Origin of the sequence: Pseudomonas sp. MWU12-2020 (assembly GCF_023100605.1) — a bacterium.
Classification (GTDB): domain Bacteria; phylum Pseudomonadota; class Gammaproteobacteria; order Pseudomonadales; family Pseudomonadaceae; genus Aquipseudomonas; species Aquipseudomonas fluorescens_H.
This window is the reverse complement of sequence record NZ_JALMEX010000001.1, coordinates 572,107-592,163: the sequence shown is the minus strand read 5'-3', so window position 1 is coordinate 592,163 and position 20,057 is coordinate 572,107. Positions and strand designations below refer to the sequence as shown.

At 61.8% G+C, this 20,057-nt stretch carries 19 protein-coding genes; 11 read left to right on the top strand and 8 right to left on the bottom strand.

What is annotated here, in order from left to right; all coding sequences use genetic code 11:
* Nucleotides 1–124: 124 nt before the first annotated feature.
* Nucleotides 125–1,321, top strand: coding sequence for an MFS transporter (locus M0814_RS02810; protein WP_103484845.1), 1,197 nt, complete (start codon nucleotides 125–127; stop codon nucleotides 1,319–1,321).
* Here M0814_RS02810 and M0814_RS02805 read toward each other — a convergent pair.
* Nucleotides 1,318–2,211 (bottom strand): LysR family transcriptional regulator, encoded by an 894-nt coding sequence (locus tag M0814_RS02805; protein WP_045122530.1) that lies wholly within the window; start codon nucleotides 2,209–2,211, stop codon nucleotides 1,318–1,320. The genes M0814_RS02810 and M0814_RS02805 overlap by 4 nt on opposite strands.
* Nucleotides 2,212–2,324: 113 nt before the next feature.
* Between M0814_RS02805 and M0814_RS02800 the strand changes: the two genes are divergently transcribed.
* The 3 genes from M0814_RS02800 to M0814_RS02790 all read left to right on the top strand — a co-directional run bounded on the left by M0814_RS02800 (nucleotide 2,325) and on the right by M0814_RS02790 (nucleotide 5,645).
* Nucleotides 2,325–3,725, top strand: a complete 1,401-nt coding sequence (locus M0814_RS02800; RefSeq protein WP_247868457.1) for an amidohydrolase family protein — start codon at nucleotides 2,325–2,327, stop codon at nucleotides 3,723–3,725.
* A 13-nt stretch (nucleotides 3,726–3,738) separates the two neighbouring features.
* Nucleotides 3,739–4,218 carry a DMT family transporter gene (locus M0814_RS02795; protein WP_003226134.1) on the top strand — a complete coding sequence of 160 codons (480 nt, stop codon included), beginning with the start codon at nucleotides 3,739–3,741 and terminating at the stop codon, nucleotides 4,216–4,218.
* 182 nt (nucleotides 4,219–4,400) lie between these two features.
* A complete protein-coding gene (locus M0814_RS02790; RefSeq protein WP_103484844.1) occupies nucleotides 4,401–5,645 on the top strand; it encodes an OprD family porin in 1,245 nt (414 codons plus the stop codon).
* Nucleotides 5,646–5,647: 2 nt separating this feature from the next.
* Here the strand turns inward: M0814_RS02790 and M0814_RS02785 are convergent, their stop codons facing one another.
* Nucleotides 5,648–6,541 carry a LysR family transcriptional regulator gene (locus M0814_RS02785; RefSeq protein ID WP_103484843.1) on the bottom strand — a complete coding sequence of 298 codons (894 nt, stop codon included), beginning with the start codon at nucleotides 6,539–6,541 and terminating at the stop codon, nucleotides 5,648–5,650.
* Nucleotides 6,542–6,656: 115 nt separating this feature from the next.
* Between M0814_RS02785 and M0814_RS02780 the strand changes: the two genes are divergently transcribed.
* The 4 genes from M0814_RS02780 to M0814_RS02765 all read left to right on the top strand — a co-directional run bounded on the left by M0814_RS02780 (nucleotide 6,657) and on the right by M0814_RS02765 (nucleotide 11,256).
* The gene (locus tag M0814_RS02780; RefSeq protein WP_103484842.1) at nucleotides 6,657–7,091 is read left to right on the top strand and encodes a cupin domain-containing protein; all 435 of its coding nucleotides are present in this window, start codon (nucleotides 6,657–6,659) and stop codon (nucleotides 7,089–7,091) included.
* A gap of 117 nt (nucleotides 7,092–7,208) precedes the next feature.
* Nucleotides 7,209–7,742: a sigma-70 family RNA polymerase sigma factor gene (locus M0814_RS02775; RefSeq protein WP_003226129.1), complete on the top strand. Its 534-nt coding sequence runs from the start codon at nucleotides 7,209–7,211 to the stop codon at nucleotides 7,740–7,742.
* The gene (locus tag M0814_RS02770; protein WP_177434726.1) at nucleotides 7,742–8,704 is read left to right on the top strand and encodes a FecR family protein; all 963 of its coding nucleotides are present in this window, start codon (nucleotides 7,742–7,744) and stop codon (nucleotides 8,702–8,704) included. Before M0814_RS02775 ends, M0814_RS02770 begins: the two co-directional genes overlap by 1 nt.
* A 137-nt stretch (nucleotides 8,705–8,841) precedes the next feature.
* Entirely contained in the window at nucleotides 8,842–11,256 is a 2,415-nt protein-coding gene (locus M0814_RS02765; RefSeq protein ID WP_103484840.1) for a TonB-dependent siderophore receptor, read from the top strand.
* A 49-nt stretch (nucleotides 11,257–11,305) separates the two neighbouring features.
* On the opposite strand, the gene paoC is transcribed toward M0814_RS02765, so the two are convergent.
* The 4 genes from paoC to M0814_RS02745 form a co-directional block, all read right to left on the bottom strand.
* Complete coding sequence (paoC, locus tag M0814_RS02760) at nucleotides 11,306–13,501, bottom strand: aldehyde oxidoreductase molybdenum-binding subunit PaoC (RefSeq protein WP_103484839.1); 2,196 nt, start codon at nucleotides 13,499–13,501, stop codon at nucleotides 11,306–11,308.
* Nucleotides 13,498–14,457 (bottom strand): xanthine dehydrogenase family protein subunit M, encoded by a 960-nt coding sequence (locus M0814_RS02755; protein ID WP_103484838.1) that lies wholly within the window; start codon nucleotides 14,455–14,457, stop codon nucleotides 13,498–13,500. The genes paoC and M0814_RS02755 overlap by 4 nt, the downstream gene beginning before the upstream one ends.
* On the bottom strand, nucleotides 14,454–15,077 hold the full coding sequence (gene paoA / locus M0814_RS02750) for an aldehyde dehydrogenase iron-sulfur subunit PaoA (RefSeq protein WP_103484837.1): 624 nt from the start codon (nucleotides 15,075–15,077) through the stop codon (nucleotides 14,454–14,456). The genes M0814_RS02755 and paoA overlap by 4 nt, the downstream gene beginning before the upstream one ends.
* Nucleotides 15,078–15,280: 203 nt before the next feature.
* A complete protein-coding gene (locus tag M0814_RS02745; protein WP_003226119.1) occupies nucleotides 15,281–15,553 on the bottom strand; it encodes a hypothetical protein in 273 nt (90 codons plus the stop codon).
* Nucleotides 15,554–15,855: 302 nt separating this feature from the next.
* Here M0814_RS02745 and M0814_RS02740 point away from each other — a divergent pair, with 302 nt between their 5' ends.
* Nucleotides 15,856–16,935, top strand: coding sequence for a hypothetical protein (locus M0814_RS02740; protein ID WP_103484836.1), 1,080 nt, complete (start codon nucleotides 15,856–15,858; stop codon nucleotides 16,933–16,935).
* Between the two features lie 2 nt (nucleotides 16,936–16,937).
* Nucleotides 16,938–17,291 (top strand): DUF1428 domain-containing protein, encoded by a 354-nt coding sequence (locus M0814_RS02735; RefSeq protein WP_103484835.1) that lies wholly within the window; start codon nucleotides 16,938–16,940, stop codon nucleotides 17,289–17,291.
* Between the two features lie 430 nt (nucleotides 17,292–17,721).
* Here the strand turns inward: M0814_RS02735 and M0814_RS02730 are convergent, their stop codons facing one another.
* Nucleotides 17,722–17,916, bottom strand: a complete 195-nt coding sequence (locus tag M0814_RS02730; RefSeq protein ID WP_103486687.1) for a hypothetical protein — start codon at nucleotides 17,914–17,916, stop codon at nucleotides 17,722–17,724.
* A 105-nt stretch (nucleotides 17,917–18,021) separates the two neighbouring features.
* Between M0814_RS02730 and thpR the strand changes: the two genes are divergently transcribed.
* Nucleotides 18,022–18,561 (top strand): RNA 2',3'-cyclic phosphodiesterase, encoded by a 540-nt coding sequence (gene thpR, locus M0814_RS02725; protein ID WP_103486686.1) that lies wholly within the window; start codon nucleotides 18,022–18,024, stop codon nucleotides 18,559–18,561.
* Nucleotides 18,562–18,804: 243 nt separating this feature from the next.
* Here thpR and M0814_RS02720 read toward each other — a convergent pair whose 3' ends face one another.
* Nucleotides 18,805–19,902, bottom strand: a complete 1,098-nt coding sequence (locus tag M0814_RS02720; RefSeq protein ID WP_103486685.1) for a polyamine ABC transporter substrate-binding protein — start codon at nucleotides 19,900–19,902, stop codon at nucleotides 18,805–18,807.
* Nucleotides 19,903–20,057: the final 155 nt, after the last annotated feature.

Here is a 20,057-nt window from a genome sequence, read left to right as displayed (position 1 = left end):
TGCTCGCGATGGCGGTGAATCAGTCACCGATGATGCCGAATGACACACCGCCATCGCGAGCAGGCTCACTCCTACAAGGGGCCGTGTTGTCTGGGTAATTTTTCATTTTTTTTGATGAGAGTCTATGAACCGTTCCCCCCATCCCATGTCCGTCATGCCCTTCATCATTCTGGGCCTGTTCGGGCTGTACACCCTGGAACTCGGCGTGGTCGGCATTCTGCCGCTGATCGTCGAGCGTTTCGGTGTCAGTGTCGCCCAGGCCGGTTTGCTGATGAGCCTGTTCGCGTTCATCGTCGCGCTGTCCGGGCCGTTTCTGGTGCTGGTGTTCTCGCGGTTCGACCGCAAGAAAGTGCTGGTCGGTGCGCTGCTGTGTTTTTCCGTCAGCAGCGTGCTGTCGGCCTATGCGCCGAACTATTCGACGTTGATGGCGCTGCGCATTGTTCCGGCGATGTTGCACCCGGTGTTTTTCTCGGCGGCGTTTGCTGCGGCGATTTCGCTGTACCCCAGGGAGCGTGCGACCCACGCGACCACGGTCGCCTTCATCGGTACCACCCTCGGACTGGTGTTCGGTGTGCCGATTACCGCATGGGTCGCCGGGCGGTTTTCTTATGAGGCGTCGATTCTGTTCTGCGCCGTCGCGACGTTGCTCGCCGGGCTCGGATTGCTGCTCAGGCTGCCTCGGCAGAATGCTGCGCCGGAGAGCTTCGCAAGTCAGCTGTCGATCCTGAAAAAGCCGCCGGTGTGGCTGGCGATCATCGCCACGGTGCTGGTGTTCACCACCAAGTTTGCGGTGTACAGCTACGCCGCCGAATACCTGAAAAACCAGACCGGCCTGGACGGTGAAACCATCAGTTTCCTGTTGGTGATCTTCGGTGTCGGCGGGGTGCTGGGCAACCTGTTGGCCGGGCGCGCACTGGCCACACATCTGGTGGCGACTGCGTTGCTGTTTCCGATTCTGTTGAGCATCGCCTACCTGATTCTGGCGGTGTTCGGCAGTGCTTCGCTGGGCTCGATGTTGCTTATCGTGCTGCTGTGGGGCGCGATTCACACCAGCGGCATGATCATCACCCAGATGTGGCTGACCAGCGCCGCGCCCGAGGCGCATTCGTTCGCCACCAGCCTGTATGTGTCGGCGGCCAATGCCGGGATCGCCCTCGGTTCGTGGATCGGTGGGGTGTTTATCGACACCTGGGGCCTGCCGGGCACGATCTGGTGCGGGTTGCTGTTTGCGCTGCTGTCGTTGCTGACGATTGGCGCCAAGGCCATGTTCTATGGCGGTCGTGAAGAGTGCCCGAACCTGAGCGGGGCAAGCGTCGCCTAGTGCGCCTTGCGCAGGGCGCCGATAAAGGCTTGCAACGCTGACGACATCTGGCGATTGCTCGGGTAATACAGGTAGAACGCGGGGAAGGGTGTCGACCACTCTTCCAGCAGCGCCACCAGTGCACCGCTGTCGAGTTCGTCCTTGATCCACTCACGGATCCATACCGTGATACCCAGCCCATCCAGCGCCGATTGCATGGCAACGGCGCAGTCACTGACCACCAGAGAACCTTTCACGCTCAATTCGAACGGCATGCCATCGCGGAAAAACCGCCACTTGTACAGCCCGGACTCCCCGGAGCGCCGCCAGTTTACGCAGCGGTGATCCAGCAAGTCGGCCGGCTCGTGCGGGCGACGTTTGCCTTGCAGGTAGTCGGGCGAGGCGATGGCGATCTGCGTCAGCGGTTCGCTGAGTTTGAGCGCGACCATGTCTTGTTCGATGAACTCACCCAGACGAATCGCCGCGTCGTAGCCTTGGGCAACGATGTCGGCGGTGCTGTCGTCGGTGGTCAGTTCGAGCTTGATGTCCGGGTAGGTCGCTTGAAATGCCGGCAGGATCGGTTGGATGAAGTGCAGCATCGCTACCTGCGGCGCGCAGATGCGCAGGGTGCCGACCGGTGTGTCGCGGTAGTCGTTGAGTTGTTCCAGCGCTGCGTCCAGATCGGCAAAGATCTCGCCCAGGCGTTCGAACAATTTACTCCCGGCCTCGGTGGTCGACACGCTGCGCGTGGTGCGATTGAGGAGGCGTACCCCCAGACGCTCTTCCAGACCCTTGATGGTCTGGCTCAGTGCCGATGGCGAAACCCCCAGTGCCTGCGCCGCTCGGGAGAAATTACGCTCGCGGGCGACGGCGAAAAACGCCCTGAGATGGCCAAACTCTTGGTCGCGCATTATGTATGCCCAGCTTCACAATGTTTGTAGATGTTTTGGCATTCTAAATAAAGCTTCCGGGTCAGACAATGCGGCTACAGGCCAATGCGCCGACCGTCCCCCTGGAGCCCACCATGTCTTTCAATGCTCATTTCGATGTTTTGACTTCCGCGCTCAAACCGTTGCCCGATGCTCAACGCTTGCTACTGATCAAGGGCGGAACCCTGGTCACCCAGGACGAACGCCTGGGCAATTTCATCGAAGGCGATGTGCTGATTCGTGGCACGGAAATCGTCGAGGTCGGCGTAGGCCTCAATGCTCCCGACGCTGAAGTCATCGATGCCAAAGGCATGATCGTGATTCCCGGCATGGTCGATACCCATCGCCACGCGTGGGAAGGTCAGTTGCGCCGGATCAACCCGAACTCGCCGACGCTTGAAGACTACTGCAACGCCACGCATTTTTCCTTTGCCAAATACTACCGTCCGCAAGATATGTACGTCGGCAACCTGCTGACGGCGCTGGGTGCGATCAACGCCGGCATCACCACCATCATCGATAACTCACACAACGCCCGCAGCGGCGCGCATTCCGATGCGGCCATCGACGCTTTGCACGACGCCGGCATCCGCGCGGTGCATGCGCCGGGTGCGCCGTTGTCCGGTGAGTGGGAGTCCACGCAGTGGCCGGGCGATCTGCGCCGTATCAAAGACAAGTACGCCGGTTCGCCCGACTCGCTGGTGACCCTGGCGATGATGGCGCAACTCGACCGCGAACAATGGGCAGTTGCCCGCGAACTGGGCCTGAATATCGTCACCGAATTCTTCGGCGCCGGTATGGCGGCGGAGCTGGATGCGCTGCACGAAGAGGGCCTGCTGGGCCCGGACAATATTTTCAACCACTGCACCTGCCTGCCGGATCACGGTTGGTCGATCCTGCGCCACGCCGGGGTCAAGGTGAACGTCTGCCCGCGCTCCGACGCGCACTACGGGCTCGAAGACGGCGTGTTCGCCTGGCAGAAAGCTGTCGATCACGGCCTGCATCCGGGCCTGAGCGTCGACAACGAAAGCTCTTACGGCGGCGACATGTTCGGTGAAATGCGCGTGGCGTTTTACCTGCAACGGGCGGCGGCGCACAGCGCGCGTTTCCATGGTCAGCCTGCGCCGGAACTGGTCAGCGCCGCGCAACTGCTCAAGGCCGCCACCCTTGATGGCGCTGCATGCGCCGGCCTCGAAGCGAGCATCGGCAGCATCACTCCGGGCAAGCAGGCCGACATCGTGCTGATCCGCACCGACAACCTCAGCGTCTACCCGTCGAACAACGCCCTGGGCACGGTGGTGCACGCCGCCGAACGCGGCGATATCGACACCGTGATCATCGCCGGGCGCATTCGCAAACAGGCGGGCGTGGTGCTGGGCGTGGATCGCGAACAACTGAACCGGGCCACGGAAGAGTCGCGCAGCTACCTGTTCAATGCCGCCGGTTACAGCCCTGATCCTTTCGCGGAGCATTTCGCCCCGCTGCATGCCCACTGAGAGGTGCACGGTCATGATCCTGATTTCCTTTGTGCTGGCCTTGCTGGCCGGTGTGGCGATTGCCGTGCAAGCGGCGGTTAACAGTCAGTTGGCCGGGGCCATGACCGGCAACACGCTGGCAGCGGCGTTCTACTCGTTTCTCAGCGGCATGCTGGTGCTGGGTGCACTGGCATGGATGCGCGGTGGTCTGGGCGATGCCTTGAGTGTGATCCCGGCGCAACCCGGCTGGCGTCTGGTCGGTGGTGTGCTCGGCGCCGGGGCGATTTTCTGCACCGTGTGGCTGGCGCCGCGCATCGGTCTGGCGAATCTGCTGGTGCTGGTCATCGCCGGGCAGTTGCTGTCGTCGGTGGCGATCGATCACTTCGGCTGGCTGGGCGCAGTGGTCCGTCCGGCGGCATCGATCAAGATCGCGGGCGCAGTGGTGGTGCTGCTGGGCGTGGCGCTGACGCTGTTTGGTGAGCGGCTGATCGCGATGCTCGCCCGGTCTTTCTGACCCGCGATTCTGCCCATGTGGAAGCGGGCTTGCTCGCGACAGCGGTGTATCAGGCAATGAAGGTGCTGGATGTACTGACGCTTTCGCGAGCAAGCCCGCTCCCACAGGGGGATACGGGTTTGCCTGAGTCTTCTACGAACAACTTCATAGGTGTCGCCGTGACTGCATTCATTCATTCGGGGATGCGCAATGGATTGTCGACCCTGGCCGGCGCATTGCTGCTGGCACGTTTCAGCAACGGAGCTCACGCGGATTTTTTCGCCGATTCTCATGCGTCGTTCGAAACCCGCAATGTCTACTTCAATCGGGATTTCCGTGATGGCCCATCAACCCTGCAATCAAAACGCGAGGAGTGGGCACAGGGCCTGATGCTCAAGTTCGAGTCCGGGTATACGCCGGGGTTGGTGGGGTTTGGGGTCGACCTGCTGGGCATGGTTGGTGTGCGTCTGGATTCCAGTCCCGATCGCGCCGGCAGCGGTTTGTTGCCGGTGCGCAGTGATGGGCGCGCAGCCAGTGAGTACGGCAAATTGGGAGTGACGGCCAAGGTCAAAATCGCCAAAACCGAGCTGAAGGCCGGGTCGTTGATCCCGGTCCTGCCGACACTGCGCCCGCAGGACGGGATGATCCTGCCGCAGTCGTTTCGGGGTGCGATGGTGATCTCGCAGGATCTGCCGGGTGTGGTGCTGACGGCGGGGCAACTGGATCGGGTCAAGGGGCGCAATGACACCAGCTACGAGCCGATTGCGCTGAACAACAAGAACAACCGCTTCGTCACCAATGCCCAGGGCGCGCACCTGAATCTGGTCGGCGTGGATCGGCAGGTGAACGACAACCTCAAGGTCAGTTATCACTACGCGTCGCTGAGCGATGTCTACGATCAACACTTCGTCGGTCTCACCGATACGCGGCCCATGGCCGGCGGCACGGTGAGCAGCGACCTGCGGTTTTTCTCCAGCGAGAGCCAGGGCGCGGCCAAGGCCGGGAAGATCCGCAATCAGTCGCTCAACGGCCTGATCGGTTACGCCGCGGGCGGGCACAAGGTCAGCGTCGGCTATCAGGCGATGCTCGGCGACAGCGCGTTTCCTTATGTCGAAGGCAGCGATGCTTACCTGGTCAACTATGCGCAGATCGGCGATTTCGCCGAAGCGAAGGAGCGCTCGTGGCAAGTGCGTTATGACTTCGATTTCGAGCGCTTGGGCATTCCCGGCCTGACTTTCATGAGCCGCTACATCGATGCCGATCATGCGCAAGTGGCCGGCAAGACCGGCCAGGAATGGGAACGCAATACCGAGGTCAAGTACGTGATCCAGAGCGGCACGTTCAAGGACGTTGCCTTGCGTTTGCGCAATGCGACTTATCGCTCGTCGTTCAGCCGCGATGCCGATGAAACCCGGATCCTCATCACCTACACCAAAGCGCTGTGGTGAACTCAGCCGCGATACCGCAGCACCTCCACCAACAACGCAAACGCCGGCGCCGCCTGCCGTCGGCTCGGGTAGTACAGGTGATAACCGGCGAAGGTCGGGCACCAGTCTGCCAGCACTTGCAGCAGACGCCCGTCGGCGAGATACGGAGCGACGATGTTTTCCGGGATGTAGCTCAGACCAAAACCGTCCAGTGCGGCGTCGAGCAGCGGGTAGACGCCGTTGAGGGTGACTTGCCCGGAGACCCGCACCTTGAGGCTTTCGCCGTCCTTCTCGAACTCCCAGGGGTACAGCCCGCCGTTGGTGGGCAGGCGCAGGTTATTGCAGGCGTGCGCGGTGAGGTCACGCGGTGTTTGCGGCTTTTCACGCTGGGTGAAGTAGGCCGGCGAGCCGACCACCGCCATGCGCATGTCGGGGCCGATGCGGGTGGCGATCATGCCTTGTGCCACGTCTTCGCCCAGGCGCACGCCGGCGTCAAAGCCTTGCCCGGCGATGTCGACAAAGCCATAGTCGCAGCACACCTCGACGGAGATGTCCGGATACTTGGGCAGAAATTCCTTGAGCACCGGACGCAGCAACCAGTTCAGCGAATGGTCGGTGGCGCTGATACGGATCCGGCCTGCCGGGGTTTCGCGCAGGTTGCTCAGGGCGGCCAGTTCCAGTTCGATCTCTTCGAAGCGCGGACCGATGGTCTGCAGCAGATGTTCGCCGGCCTCGGTCGGGGAGACGCTGCGCGTGGTGCGGGTCAGCAGGCGCAGGCCCAGGCGCGCTTCGAGGGCGCGGATGGTATGGCTGAGCGCCGATTGCGAAACGCCGAGTCTGGCCGCGGCTTTGGTGAAACTGCGCTCGCGGGCCACGGCGAGGAAGGCGAGCAGGTCACTGGCGTTTTCTCGAAGCATTGATGAGTGTCCTGCATAAGTTTTTTCGAATTCTAGTCGATTATCTGAAGAGTCTGGCTCGTTAAAGTGACGCAAGTTCCCTGTAGGAGCTCTCGTACAACTTTGGAGTCTTGTGATGAATTCAATTGCAACTGCGCAGGTCCCACGTGTAATCGTCACCGCCAACGGTTCTCAGCCCTCGGCCAAGGGCCCGGCAGACTGGTTCACCGGCACGGTGCGTGTCGATGCGCCATTCAAGGGCAGCGATGCCGCCCGCGTCAGCGGCGCCACGGTGACCTTCGAGCCGGGCGCGCGAACGGCGTGGCACACCCATCCATTGGGGCAGACGTTGATCGTCACCGCCGGCGCCGGTTTTGTACAGGAGTGGGGTCAGCCGGTTCGGCAGATTCGCCCTGGCGATACCGTATGGATCGCTCCCGGTGTCAAGCATTGGCACGGCGCTGCGGCGCATACCGCGATGACCCATATAGCGATCGCCGAAGTGCTCGATGGCAAGGTGGTGGACTGGATGGAGCAGGTCACTGATGCGCAGTATCAGAAAGCGGAATGACGCCCTGACCTCTAGTACCCCATGCAAGTGCGCTAGCGTTTTTCGTGCGTAGTGACACTTGTTACCAAATGAAATATATTCGCATTCATGTAGGTTGCCCCCCTCCAGGATGCCGCTGTGCCCGCTGATTTTCCTTCCGCCCAATCCCCGCGCAATCAGTTGCTGTCGTTGCTTTACAGCGACCATCACGGCTGGTTGCAGAACTGGCTGCGCAAAAAGCTCGGTTGTTCGCAACGGGCGGCGGATCTGGCGCAGGACACCTTTATCCGTGTGCTGACTCTCGCCGAGCCCGAGCGTTTGCAGGAGCCACGGGCCTTCCTGACGACCACGGCAATTCGTCTGCTGATCGATGGCGAGCGCCGGCGCAAGCTGGAGCGGGCGTATCTGGCGGTGCTCGCGCATGAAAGCGAAGACGCGGCGGCGATCAGCCCGGAAGATTTCCATCAGATCATCGAATTGCTCGAATCCATCGCGCGTCTGCTCGAAGGTCTGGCGGAGAAACCGCGCCGGGCGTTTCTGCTCAATCGCCTGGATGGCTGGAGCCACGCCGAAATTGCCGAACATCTCGGCGTATCAAAAAGCATGATCAAGCAGTACATCGCTCAGGTCATGGTGCATTGCTATGTCGCGTTGTATGGCGGTGCGCCGTGATCAGCGGGTCGGAGCCGAGTCATGAAACGGTGGTCGCAGCGGCGCAATGGCTGTCGCTGCTGCATTCCGGCGAGGCCAGTGAGCAGCAGCGTCAGGCGTTCGCCCAATGGCGTGAGGCCGACCCGAGTCATGCGCTGGCGGCGTCACGCCTGGCGTTGTTATGGGGGCGTTTTGACGGCTTGCCCAAGGGCCGCGCGCGCAAGACCCTTGACCGGGTGCTGACATCGAAACGCGGCAGCACCCTGCGCCGCACCGGCACGTGCCTGGCTGTGCTGATCGCCGCAAGCGTGGCGTGGCAAGGCGTGCGGCAGGGGCCGGTGTGGCTGGCGGACCAACGTACTGCCGTGGGCGAGCGGCGCGATTTGATGCTGGCCGATCACAGTCATTTGAAGCTCAACAGCGACTCGGCGGTGGACCTGCATTTCGACGGCCAGCAACGGCTGATCGATCTCAAGCGCGGCGAACTGTGGGTCGAGGTGGCGAAGGACCCGCAGCGGCCATTCGTGGTGCGCACCGAGCACGGCACCGTGACAGCACTTGGCACACAGTTTCTGGTGCGTCGCGAAGCCGGGCAGACCCGGGTTACCGTACTGGAATCGGCGATTGCCGCACGCCCGGTCGAGCATCCGGAGAACGCTGTGCGTGTCGCGGCCGGTCAGCAGGCCACGGTGTTTGCCGACCATGTCGACAGCCCGACGTCACTGGGCCATAGCGACCCGGCGAGCTGGACACGCGGCGTGCTCAAGGTTGACGACCGTCCGTTGGTGGAAGTGCTTGATGAGCTGGCGCGATATCGCTCGGGCGTCATGCATTTTGATCGGCAGGCGCTGGCCGGACTGCGAGTGTCGGGTTCGTTTCCGCTCGGTGACAGCAACGCGGCGCTGGCGGCCTTGCAGACCAACCTGCCGATCCGCGTGCAGCGTTTTACCGATTGGCTGGTGTTGATCAAACCCGAATCCTGAACCCGATACAAAACCTGCAGGCTCACGCCTACAGTGGATTTCGGTGGTCTGAAAAAATAAATCAACGGTCCACTGTCCCTTTCCCGAACTCACCCGTCATGGCCTGAGAAACCAAAACAACTTCCAGGAATCCACCCATGACCCGCCCCGTTGTCCGGCTGCATCCACTCGCTGCCGCGCTGTTTCCGATCTTTCTCGCTGGTGCCGCGCTGCCGGCGGTCGCTGACGACGCCAGTATCGCCCAGAGCCGCGTGCAAAGCTTCGCGGTGCCGGCCGGTGACCTGAGCGTGGCTCTGAGTACGTTGGCCGAGCAGGCTGGGGTGGCGCAGGCGTTCGATCCGGCGCTGACCCGTGGCAAGCAGACCCCGGGCCTGAACGGTCGCTACACCCTGGAAATGGCGCTGGCGCGGCTGCTCAGTGGCAGCGGTCTGGAAGCCGTGCAGGTCGGTTCGACTTACCGCTTGCAGGCATTGCCGTCGGGGGCCGGCCAGGTGCAACTCGACAGTCTGTCGATCAGTGCGCCGGAAGTGGTCGATGGACCGTTCGGGCCGGTTGACGGCTACGTCGCGCAGAACAGCATCAGCGCGACCAAGACCGGCACGCCGATCCACGAAACCCCGCAATCGATTTCGGTCATCACCCGCGAGCGAATGGAAGCGCAAGGCGTGCAGTCGGTGAACGAAGCGTTGCGTTACACCCCGGGCGTGTCGAGCTATGGCGCCAACAATCGTTCGGACTGGTACACAGTGATTCGCGGTTTCTCGCCGACCACTTACCTCGACAGCCTGCAACTGCCGACCACCATCAACCTGGCGAGCTGGATGGTCGATCCGTACATGCTCGAACGCGTTGAAGTGCTGCGTGGCCCGGCCGGCGTGCTCTACGGGCAAGGTGATCCTGGTGGCGTGATCAACCAGGTGTCCAAGCGTCCGAGCGCGGTGGCAGCCAACGAAGTCGGCGTGCAGTACGGCACCGATGCGCGCAAGCAGATCAACTTCGACAGCACCGGCCCGCTCGACGATCAGGGCGTGTGGTCGTACCGCATGGTCGGCGTGCTGCGCGATCAGGACATCAAGGACACCCCGTGGCAGGACAAACGCCAGGCGCTGGCGCCGTCGATTACCTTCGCGCCGGACGACGACACCCGCTTCACCTTGCTGGCCAGTTATCTGTACGACGACAGCAACTCCGGAGACGGTTTCTATCCGTCGGCTGGCACCATCGACTACAACCCCAACGGCCACATCAAGCGCAACATCTTCGAGGCCGACAAAGACTTCCAGAAGTACGAAAAGCGCCAGTACTCATTCGGTTATGAATTCTCCAAACGCCTGAGCGACACCTGGCAAGTGCGGCAGAATCTGCGTTATTCGCACCTCGATCTGAACGACAACATGATCTACGGCGGCGGCTTCCAGGAAGGCTCGCTGACGACCATCGACCGTTGGGCCGGCATCGCCGACTTCACCTACAAACGCTGGACCGTGGACAATCAGGCGCAGGCCGATTTCAGCGTTGGCGGCATCGATCACACGGTGCTGCTGGGTCTGGATTACCAGCATCAGGATGCCACCGATAAAGAGGTCTATGCCCTCGCGGCACCGGTCAATGCGTATAACCCGGTATTCATGCCGTTCGACCGTTCGGTGTTCAACGACCCGGATAAAAGTTACCCGAGTAATATCGATTCGACTTTGAATCAGACCGGTCTGTACCTGCAGGATCAGTTGAAATTCGACGACCACTGGCGCCTGACCCTCAGCGGTCGCTATGACTGGGCCACCAGCGAAACCCAGGATCATCTGGCACACACCACGACCAACCAGAAAGATGAAGCCTTCAGCGGCCGTGCCGGTCTGGTGTATCTGGCGGACAACGGCCTGGCGCCGTACGTCAGTTACTCCACTGCGTTCACCCCTAACGCCGGTCTGGATGCCAACGGCAAACCGTTCGACCCCACCGAGGCCAAGCAGTACGAAGCCGGGATCAAGTTCGCGCCCAAGGACACCAACGCTTCGGTGACCGCCGCAGTGTTCCAGATCACCCAGACCAACGTGCTGACGCCCGGCCCGGTCAACCCGAATTACTCGGTGCAGACCGGTGAAATCCGCTCCCGTGGTTTCGAGCTGGAAGGCACGGCCAGCCTGAGCCGTGAGCTGGACGTGATCGCCAGTTACACCTATCAGGACGTGAAGATCACCAAGGCCAATGACGTCAGCGAAGGCAAGACCCCGACGTTCATCCCGATCCCGCGCAACATGGCGTCGCTGTGGGGCGACTACACCTTCCATGACGGCTGGTTGAAGAACTTCGGTCTGGGCGCTGGGGTACGTTATGTCGGACGCAATCCGGGAGCGGCGGACAACTCGCTGAACATCCCGTCGTACACCGTGTTCGATGCCTCGGCGCACTATGTGACCGGGCCGTGGAAACTGGCGCTGAACGTCACCAACCTGACCAACGACGACTACATCTCCGGTTGCTACGACGCGACCCGTTGCCTGTATGGCAATCCGCGCACCGCAGTGGCATCGGCGACGTATCGCTGGTGATGGAGAACGCCCCTCTCTGCGCAGGGAGGGGCGATTCTGTGCAGTTGCTTCAGATCATCGGCGGCAACGAAGAGAGGATCTTGTCCAGCGTAATCGGATACTCGCGCACCCGCGCCCCGGTGGCGTTGTAGATCGCATTCGCCACCGCCGCGCTCACACCACAAATCCCCAGTTCTCCCACGCCCTTGGCTTTCATCGGTGAAGAAATCGGGTCGGTCTCGTCGAGGAAAATCACCTCTTGATGCGGGATGTCGGCATGCACCGGCACCTCGTATCCGGCCAGATCGTGATTGACGAAAAAGCCCAGGCGCTTGTCCACCGCCAGCTCCTCCATCAACGCTGCGCCAACGCCCATGGTCATCGCCCCGATTACCTGGCTGCGCGCGGCTTTCGGATTGAGAATCCGTCCCGCCGCGCACACCGCAAGCATGCGTCGCACGCGGACTTCACCGGTAGCAGCATCCACCGCGACTTCGACGAAATGCGCGCCAAAAGTCGACTGTTGATACTGCTTGGCAAGGTCGGCGAACTCTATGCTGTCCTCAGCCTCGACGGCACCATTTTTTGCGGCATCACGCAGCGGCAGGGTCTTGCCGGCGGCGCTTACCTGGCCGTCGGCGAACTCGACGTCACCCCCGGTCATGCCCAGCTTCGTCGCCACTGCTTCACGCAGTTTCATGCACGCGGCGTAGACCCCGGCGGTCGAGCAGTTGGCGCCGAACTGGCCGCCGGAGCCGGATGACACCGGGAAGGTTGAATCGCCCAGACGCACGGTCACATCCGCCAGCGGCACGCCCATCATCTCGGCGGCCGTCTGGGCGATGATGGTGTAGCTGCCGGTGCCGATATCGGTCATGTCGGTTTCCACCGAGACCTTGCCATCGTGCTCCAGCCGCACCCGCGCGCCGGACTTGAGCAACAGGTTATTGCGGATCGCTGCCGCGACGCCCATGCCGATCAGCCAGCGACCTTCGCGACGGCTGCCGGGTGTGGCGTTGCGCTGGTTCCAGGCGAATTTTTCCGCGCCGGTCTGCAGGCATTCGATCAGTCGGCGCTGGGAGAACGGGCGCTCGGTTTTCACTGGATCGACCTGCGTGTCGTTGAGGATGCGGAACTGGATCGGGTCGAGCTTGAGCTGCTCGGCCATCTCGTCCATGGCGATTTCCAGCGCCATCAGCCCCGGTGCTTCACCCGGCGCGCGCATGGAGTTGCCCTCGGGCAGATCCAGTGGCGCCCGGCGCATGGTCACCCGGCGATTTTCTCCGGCATAAAGTAACTGGCTCGGTTGCGCGGCGACTTCAACCTTGCCGTCCTTGAGGTTGCCCGACCAGCCTTCGTGGGCGATGGCGCTGAGCTTGCCGTCCGCCGTCGCGCCCAGTCGAATGCGCTGGATCGTGGCCGGGCGGTGGGTGGTGTTGTTGGCCATTTGCGGGCGGGCGAGGGCGACTTTCACCGGGCGATTGGCTAGGCGCGCACCGAGGGCGGCAAGAATTGCGTCCGCACGAATGAACAGTTTGCCGCCGAAGCCACCGCCGATGTACGGCGAGATCAGGCGCACGTTTTCCTTGGGCAGGCCGAGGGTGGTGGCGATGTCGCCGACGCTCCAGGCGATCATCTGGTTGGACGTCCACAAGGTCAGTTGATCACCTTTCCACGCGGCAAGGGTCGCATGCGGTTCCATCATCGCGTGGGACTGGTCGGGTGTGGTGTAGGTCTGGTCGAACTGCACCGGCGCGGCGGCGAAGGCCGAGTCGAAATCGCCGTGGGTGACGTCGGGCAACTCGTCGTCTTCGACACCTTGGTCGCGCACGTTGGCCAGCTCGAATTCGCCTTTGGCCGTGACATAGTCGACCTTGACCAGTTGCGCTGCGGCGCGGGCCTGTTCGAACGTCTCGGCGACCACCAGTGCCACAGCCTGGTGATAGTGCTGCACCTCGGAATCGGCGAGCAGCGGCGCCGAGTTGTATTTGCCTTTGCCGAGCTTGCCGGCATTCGCGGCGGTGACGATAGCCAGCACGCCGGGCGCGGCTTCGGCAGCGTCGAGGTCGATATGGCTGATGTGGCCTTTGGCGATGGCCGAGCCGACCATGAAACCGTAAGCCTGATTCGCCACGGCCTCGTGCTGCTCATAGGCATAAGGTGCCTGACCGCTGGTTTTCAGCGGGCCTTCAACGCGGTCGGTGGGTTTGCCGATCACCTTCAACTGGTCGATCGGATTGGTGGTGGCGGGCGTGTCGAATTTCATGCCTCGTCCCTCGCTTGCGCCAACACCGAGCCGAGCGTGCGCTCGACCAGGGTCAGTTTGAATTGGTTGTCGTGGGTCGGCGTGGCGCCGTCGAGCAGGCGTTCGCTGACGGCTTTTGCGCCTTTAGGCAGCAATGCTTCGGCGGCTTCGACCCGCCACGGTTTCGGCGCGATGCCACCCACCGCCACACGGCCGCTGCCGTCCTTGTGCAGGATCAGACCGACCGACACCAGCGCAAAGGCATAGGAGGAGCGATCGCGCACCTTGTGATAAATGTGCGTGCCGCCAACCGGGGCGGGCAGGGTTACCGAAGTGATGAACTCGCCGGGCGTGAGGCTGGTTTCGATGTTCGGCGTGTTGCCCGGCAACTGATGAAAATCGGCGATGGCGATGCTGCGCGTGCTGCCGTCGGGTTTGACCGTTTCAATCTGTGCATCGAGAGCGCGCATCGCAATCGCCATGTCGCTCGGGTGGGTGGCGATGCAGGCGTCGCTGACACCGATCAGCCCCAGTTGCCGACTGACCCCGCCAATCGCCGCGCAGCCACTGCCGCCGGGTTGGCGTTTGTTGCAGGCCTGATTGACGTCATAGAAGTACGGGCAACGGGTGCGTTGCAGCAGGTTGCCGGCGGTGCTCGCCATGTTGCGCAACTGGCCAGAGGCCCCGGCGAGCAAGGCGCGAGAGAGCAGGGCGTAGTCCTTGCGCACGCGGGTGTCGGCGGCCAGATCGGTGTTGCGCACCAGCGCGCCGATGCGCAAGCCGCCCTCGGCGGTGGCTTCGATCTGGTCGAGGCCCAGGTGGTTGATGTCGATCAGGTGCGGCGGAGTTTCGATGTCGAGTTTCATCAGGTCCAGCAGGTTGGTGCCGCCGGCGATGAACTTCGCGCCTTCGACCTGTGCCGCCAGTGCAGCGGCTGCGGCGGGGGAGTCGGCGCGGCTGTAATTGAAGGCTCTCATGCCGGCACCTCCGCGACTTCAGTGATCGCTTCGATGATGTTCGAGTAGGCGCCGCAACGGCAGATGTTGCCGCTCATGCGCTCCTGGAATTCGCTGGCGATCAGTTGTGGGGCTTCGGTCAGGCTCGGGCTGACGTGGCTGGGAATGCCATCGCGAATTTCCTTGAGCACTGCCACCGCCGAACAGATCTGCCCCGGCGTGCAATAGCCGCACTGGTAACCGTCGTGCTTGATGAACGCGGCCTGCATCGGATGCAGTGCGTCGGGCATGCCGAGGCCTTCGATGGTGGTGATTTCGCTGCCGTCCTGCATCACCGCCAGGGTCAGGCAGGCATTGATTCGGCGCCCATCGGCGATCACCGTGCAGGCACCGCACTGGCCGTGATCGCAGCCTTTCTTGCTGCCGGTCAGGTGCAGGTGTTCGCGCAGGGCGTCGAGCAGGGTGGTGCGGTTGTCGACTTCCAGGGATTGCGGTTTACCGTTGACTTGAATCGTCACTTTACTCATGGCCGATTGCTCCAGATTGGCCGCATAGGCCTTGAGGCTGATGAAGGGCGGCATGGCAAACGCCACGGCCGTTACGGCGCCCAGGATCAGAAATTTGCGTCTGGAAAGCGTCATGCTTCAATTCCTCTCTATCAGGCGGCAGGGTATTGAATGACCCAAACGGGCGCGCCGGCATGTTTGCCAGTCTCATTTCAAGACTGACCCATGATCAGAGGAAAAGGTTTTTGCGGATTTTCGCTATAGAGTTATGCGAAGGGCTCATGAATTAAAAGCCCCTGCAGAAGCAGCCTTCGGCATTTTCTGCAGGGGAAGGGCAATTAAAAGTGAGCGCTCGCCCGGACGCTGGAATGCGCAGGCGCGGTGGCCTCGAGGTCCAGCAAATGGGTGGCGAGTATGTCGCTCAGAAAGCGGAACTGATCGTTGATGCCGACCACTTCATTGCTGAAGTGATTGCTCGCGGCGGGCATCAGCACATCGTCGAAGTCTTCGTTGAACAGCAGCGCTTGGGTCTTGCGCGAGACGACCTGCTGGTCGTAGTAGTTGCTGCCGAACACCGGGAAGCTCACGGAGAGGGTGATGGTGCGAATCATGATGGGTACTCCTCGTTGCGTCTCGGATGGGTGAATCGTGCCTCTGCCGGCTGGCGGGTGGAAGGCAATCGTGGCGATGGTGAATATCGACGGCGTTGATGGTTGAGAGAGGGAGTGGATTGACTGGCCTCTTCGCTGGCAAGCCAGCTCCCACAGGTTTTCGGGTGTTCATTGGCTTCATGTTCACTGAAGGACTCTGTGGGAGCTGGCTTGCCAGCGATGGCGGCGGTACAGCCAACATCCCCGGAAACTGACACACCTATACTCAATGCTGTCTCCCTCCATTCAAGGACTCCACCACCGTGAACCTGCGTGCGCTGAGCGTCGCCGCACTGTTGCTGCTGGCGGGTTGCGCCTCCTCGGCGCGGGCTCCGGTGACGCCGCCGGCCGTGGTGGTTTCACCCGCCACCTGGCAGCAAATCGACCGCGACATTGTCAGCGCCTCGCAGCAGTCCACCGAGCAGGTCAGGGTGTTTGCCCAAGGTTCGATGGAACATTGGCGTATTCGCGTCTATGAGCAAACTGAAGAAAATTTCATTCCGTGGTTCAGCAGCTACTGGACCCAGGAATGGCTGTCGATGAAAGTCAGTTGGTACACCATCAGCGCCAGCGGCGAGCAGGATGCGTCGACCAAGCGCCTGGCGACCTATCTGCTTGAGCAATATCAGAAAAGAGTGCTGGCGCCGGTGGCGGTAGAGATCGATCCGGACGCGATCCTTGGTCAGGCCACGGCGCTTTATGCGCAGTTGATGGCCAAGCAAATGCCACTCATCGCTCAGCGTTACGGTGTGCCGGTGGCCCAGCTCTACGGGCACCTGCAGAAAGTCCCGGCCATCGCCCTCGGGCCGCCGCCCGCACGGGATGCTTCGCTGTATCAGATCGTCAGCACCGAACCGCTGAACACGCTGCCGGCGTATGCCGCACTGATCGACAAGATTCACACCGAGGGCGGCAGCAAGGGCATCGCTGGAACCGACGCCGGCATGGCGCCGGTCGCCAAGCGCGCCAGCCAGCGGATGGAAGCGGAGATGGCCCCGCGCGGGGCGGCCAGTGCCGTGGCGGCTGCGGCGGGCAAGCTGGTCGGCGGGGTGATCTCGATCGGAGTGGCGGGCATCCGCGCGATCATCCAGGCCAGTGACCGGCCCGACAGCGAAGCGCTGATTCGCAGCAGCCTGGGCAGCACGTTCGACAAGGCCTGGCTGAAACTGCTGCAGAACCCGACCACCGGGGTCATGGCCGGTACGCTGCATATCGCCGGGCAGGTCGAAGGCAGCCTCGGCGGGGCAGAGCAACCGTCGGTCGGACTGGGCGTCAACCGTGTCGAATGGCGGCCGCCGGAATCGACTACCCAGCAGATCGAACCCAACGTGCAAGGAGAGTGATCATGGCTTACATCGATATTTTTGTAGCGCCTGTGCCGAATGCCAATCGCGAACAGTACAAAAAACACTGTGAGATCGCCGCGAAACTGTTCAAGGAATACGGAGCGAAAGAGGTGGTTCAGTGCTGGGGCGATGACGTGCCGGAGGGCAAGGTCACGTCATTCCCGATGGCGGTAAAACTCAAGGAGGGCGAGACGGTGTCGTCCGGCTGGCTGATCTGGCCCAACAAGGCCACCCGCGATGCCGGCATGGCAAAAATGATGGAAGATCCGCGCATGCAACCGGACGTCAACCCGATGGGGTTTGATGGCCAGCGCATGATCTTTGGTGGCTTCAAGAACATTCTTGAAGCCTGAAACTCACCAGAATCCGTGTAGGAGTGAGCCTGCTCGCGATGGCGGTGTGTCAGTCAGCGGGTTTGCAAAATGTGCCGGCCTCTTCGCGGGCAAGCCACGCTCCCACAGGGTTTTGCGGATGGCGACGATCATGGGCACGCCACAAATCCAGTGTGGGAGCGAGCCTGCTCGCGAAATCGGTGTGTCAGGCAATGTGAGGCTGAATGTGCGGACGCTTTAGCGGGCAAGCCACGCTCCCACAGGGTTTTGCGGATGGCGACGATCATGGGCACGCCACAAATCCAGTGTGGGAGCGGGCTTGCTCGCGAAATCGGTGTGTCAGGCAATGTGAGGCTGAATGTGCGGACGCTTTCGCGAGCAAGCCACGCTCCCACAGGTTCTGCTGAGATGCCATGATTATCCGTACGCCATAAATACTGTGGGAGGGTGATCACTCTGGGGAGGGGGTTGTCCGGCAGCTTTTGCGGTTGCGGATTTGCTCTTCCGTTGGCCGCTCGTGGACGAATTCGAAACGCGGTTCACCCTCGCTGTAATGCACCAGCCAGCCCCATTCCAGCTCGGTTTCATCCTGCCCGGGGGAGGGTGGCCTGGCCCACCACGGTTCTTTGCTGAGGATCTCGCGCATGGCGACCTCCGGTTCGATGGCAATCCTTGAACTATAGCCGGGTGTCGCCAGTCGTCAGAGAAGGCTGTGTAGAATCGGCCGATCGACGAGCGAAGGAGCAGGGCCATGACCGATGATGCGCGCAGGGATGAACCGTTCAAGCGACTGTTTTTCGCCCTCGACTGCCCGCCGCCACAACGCAAGGCCATCGCTCAGTGGCGCGCCGATCTGGGTTTGCGCACCGGCAAAGCGGTGCCTGCGGACAACTTCCACCTGACGCTGCTGTTTCTCGGGGCGGTGCCGTTGGCGCAGATAGGCGAGGTGTGTGAGGCCGCAGACAAAGTGCGCACTCCAGGCGAAGCGCTACGGATTGCGCTGGATCGGCTGCAGGTCTGGCACAAGGCAGGGGTGTTGTCGCTGGCGCCTGAACAGGCTCCGCAAGCGTTGTTGCGGTTGGTCTATGCGCTGGAGCAGGCCATGTTGCCGTTCGGCTTTGAAGAGGCGAATCGCGAGTATAGGCCCCACCTGACATTGGCTCGGGATTTTCGCGCGCCGGCGCCGGAATCCCCAGCGCCGCCCGAGTTTTTCCTGCGTGCCGAGCGATTTGCCCTGTTCGAGTCGCACAAGGGCCGCTACCGGATTCTGCAGGATTGGCCGCTGATCTGAGCCACAAAAAAAGGCGCCCGAGGGCGCCTGAAATTCACCTGAGCCGAGGGAGCCAGGTGAGGCCGTTCATGCGAGTGCAGCGGTGGTAAGGCGCTGCGGGAACGGAAAACCATCAGTTCTTTGTGTCACAACACAGACCCACTGTAGGAGTGAGCCTGCTCGCGATGACGTCGGCACATTCAGCATCATTGCTGCCTGACATACCGCCATCGCGAGCAGGCTCACTCCTACAGGGTTATTCGATTATTTACCGAGCTTCACCCGGGTCCAGCCGCGAGTCATGATTCGCTGGGTGGCAATCGGTTGATCCGGCACCGCATACAACGTCGCCATCACCGCCTGCGACGGATACGAACCCGGGTCGTTGCGGATCGCTTCGTCCACCAGCGGCGTGGCGGCCGAGTTGGCGTTGCTGTAGCCGTTGCTGTTGGTGATCTCGGCGATGATGTCCGGGCGCATCAGGAAGTTCATGAACAGGTACGCATTGTCGACGTTCGCCGCATCGCGCGGGATCGCGACCATGTCGTAGAAACTGCCGGCGCCTTCCTTCGGAATGCTGTAGTCGATCTGCACCTTGTTGCCGGCTTCCACCGCGCGGGCCTTGGCCTGCAGCACGTCACCGGAGTAACCGACCGCCACGCAGATATTGCCGTTGGCCAGGTCCGAGATGTACTTCGAGGAATGGAAGTACGCCACGTACGGGCGGATCTTCATGAACAGTGCTTCGGCTTCGAGGATGTGCGCCTTGTCCTTGTCGTTCACCGGGTAGCCCAGGTAGTGCAGGGCGGCCGGGATCATCTCGGTCGGCGAGTCGAGGAAGCTGATGCCGCACGCCTTCAGTTTCTCTGCATTTTCCGGTTTGAACAGCAAGTCCCAGGAGTTGGTCGGGGCATTGGCGCCGAGCACTTCCTTGACCTTGGCCGGGTTGAAACCGATGCCGATCGAGCCCCACATGTACGGGAACGCGTGGGCGTTGTCCGGATCACTGGCGGCAGCGTTTTTCAGCAGCACCGGGTTGAGATTTTTCCAGTTCGACAGTTTCGATTTGTCGAGCGGCTGATAGACCCCGGCCTTGATCTGCTTGGCCAGGAAGCTGTTGGACGGCACGACGATGTCGTAGCCGGACTTGCCCGCCAGCAAACGCGCCTCAAGGGTTTCGTTGCTGTCGAACACGTCGTAGGTCACCTGGATACCGGTCTCGTCTTCGAACTTCTTGACGGTGTCCGGCGCGATGTAATCGGACCAGTTGTAAACACGCAGCACCTTGTCGTTGGCCTGGACGCCCGTGGCGATTGCGCCCATTAAGGACAGTGTCAGCAGAGTCCTGCCAAACATTTTCATCGGTACAACTCCATTCTTTTTATTCAAAAACACACATCGGGTGTACATAAAGCCTGTGGCGAGGGAGCTTGCTCCCGCTGGGCTGCGAAGCAGCCCCAAAAATCTTGTGAGCGCTACGCACTCAAGCGGGAGCAAGCTCCCTCGCCACAGTTGTT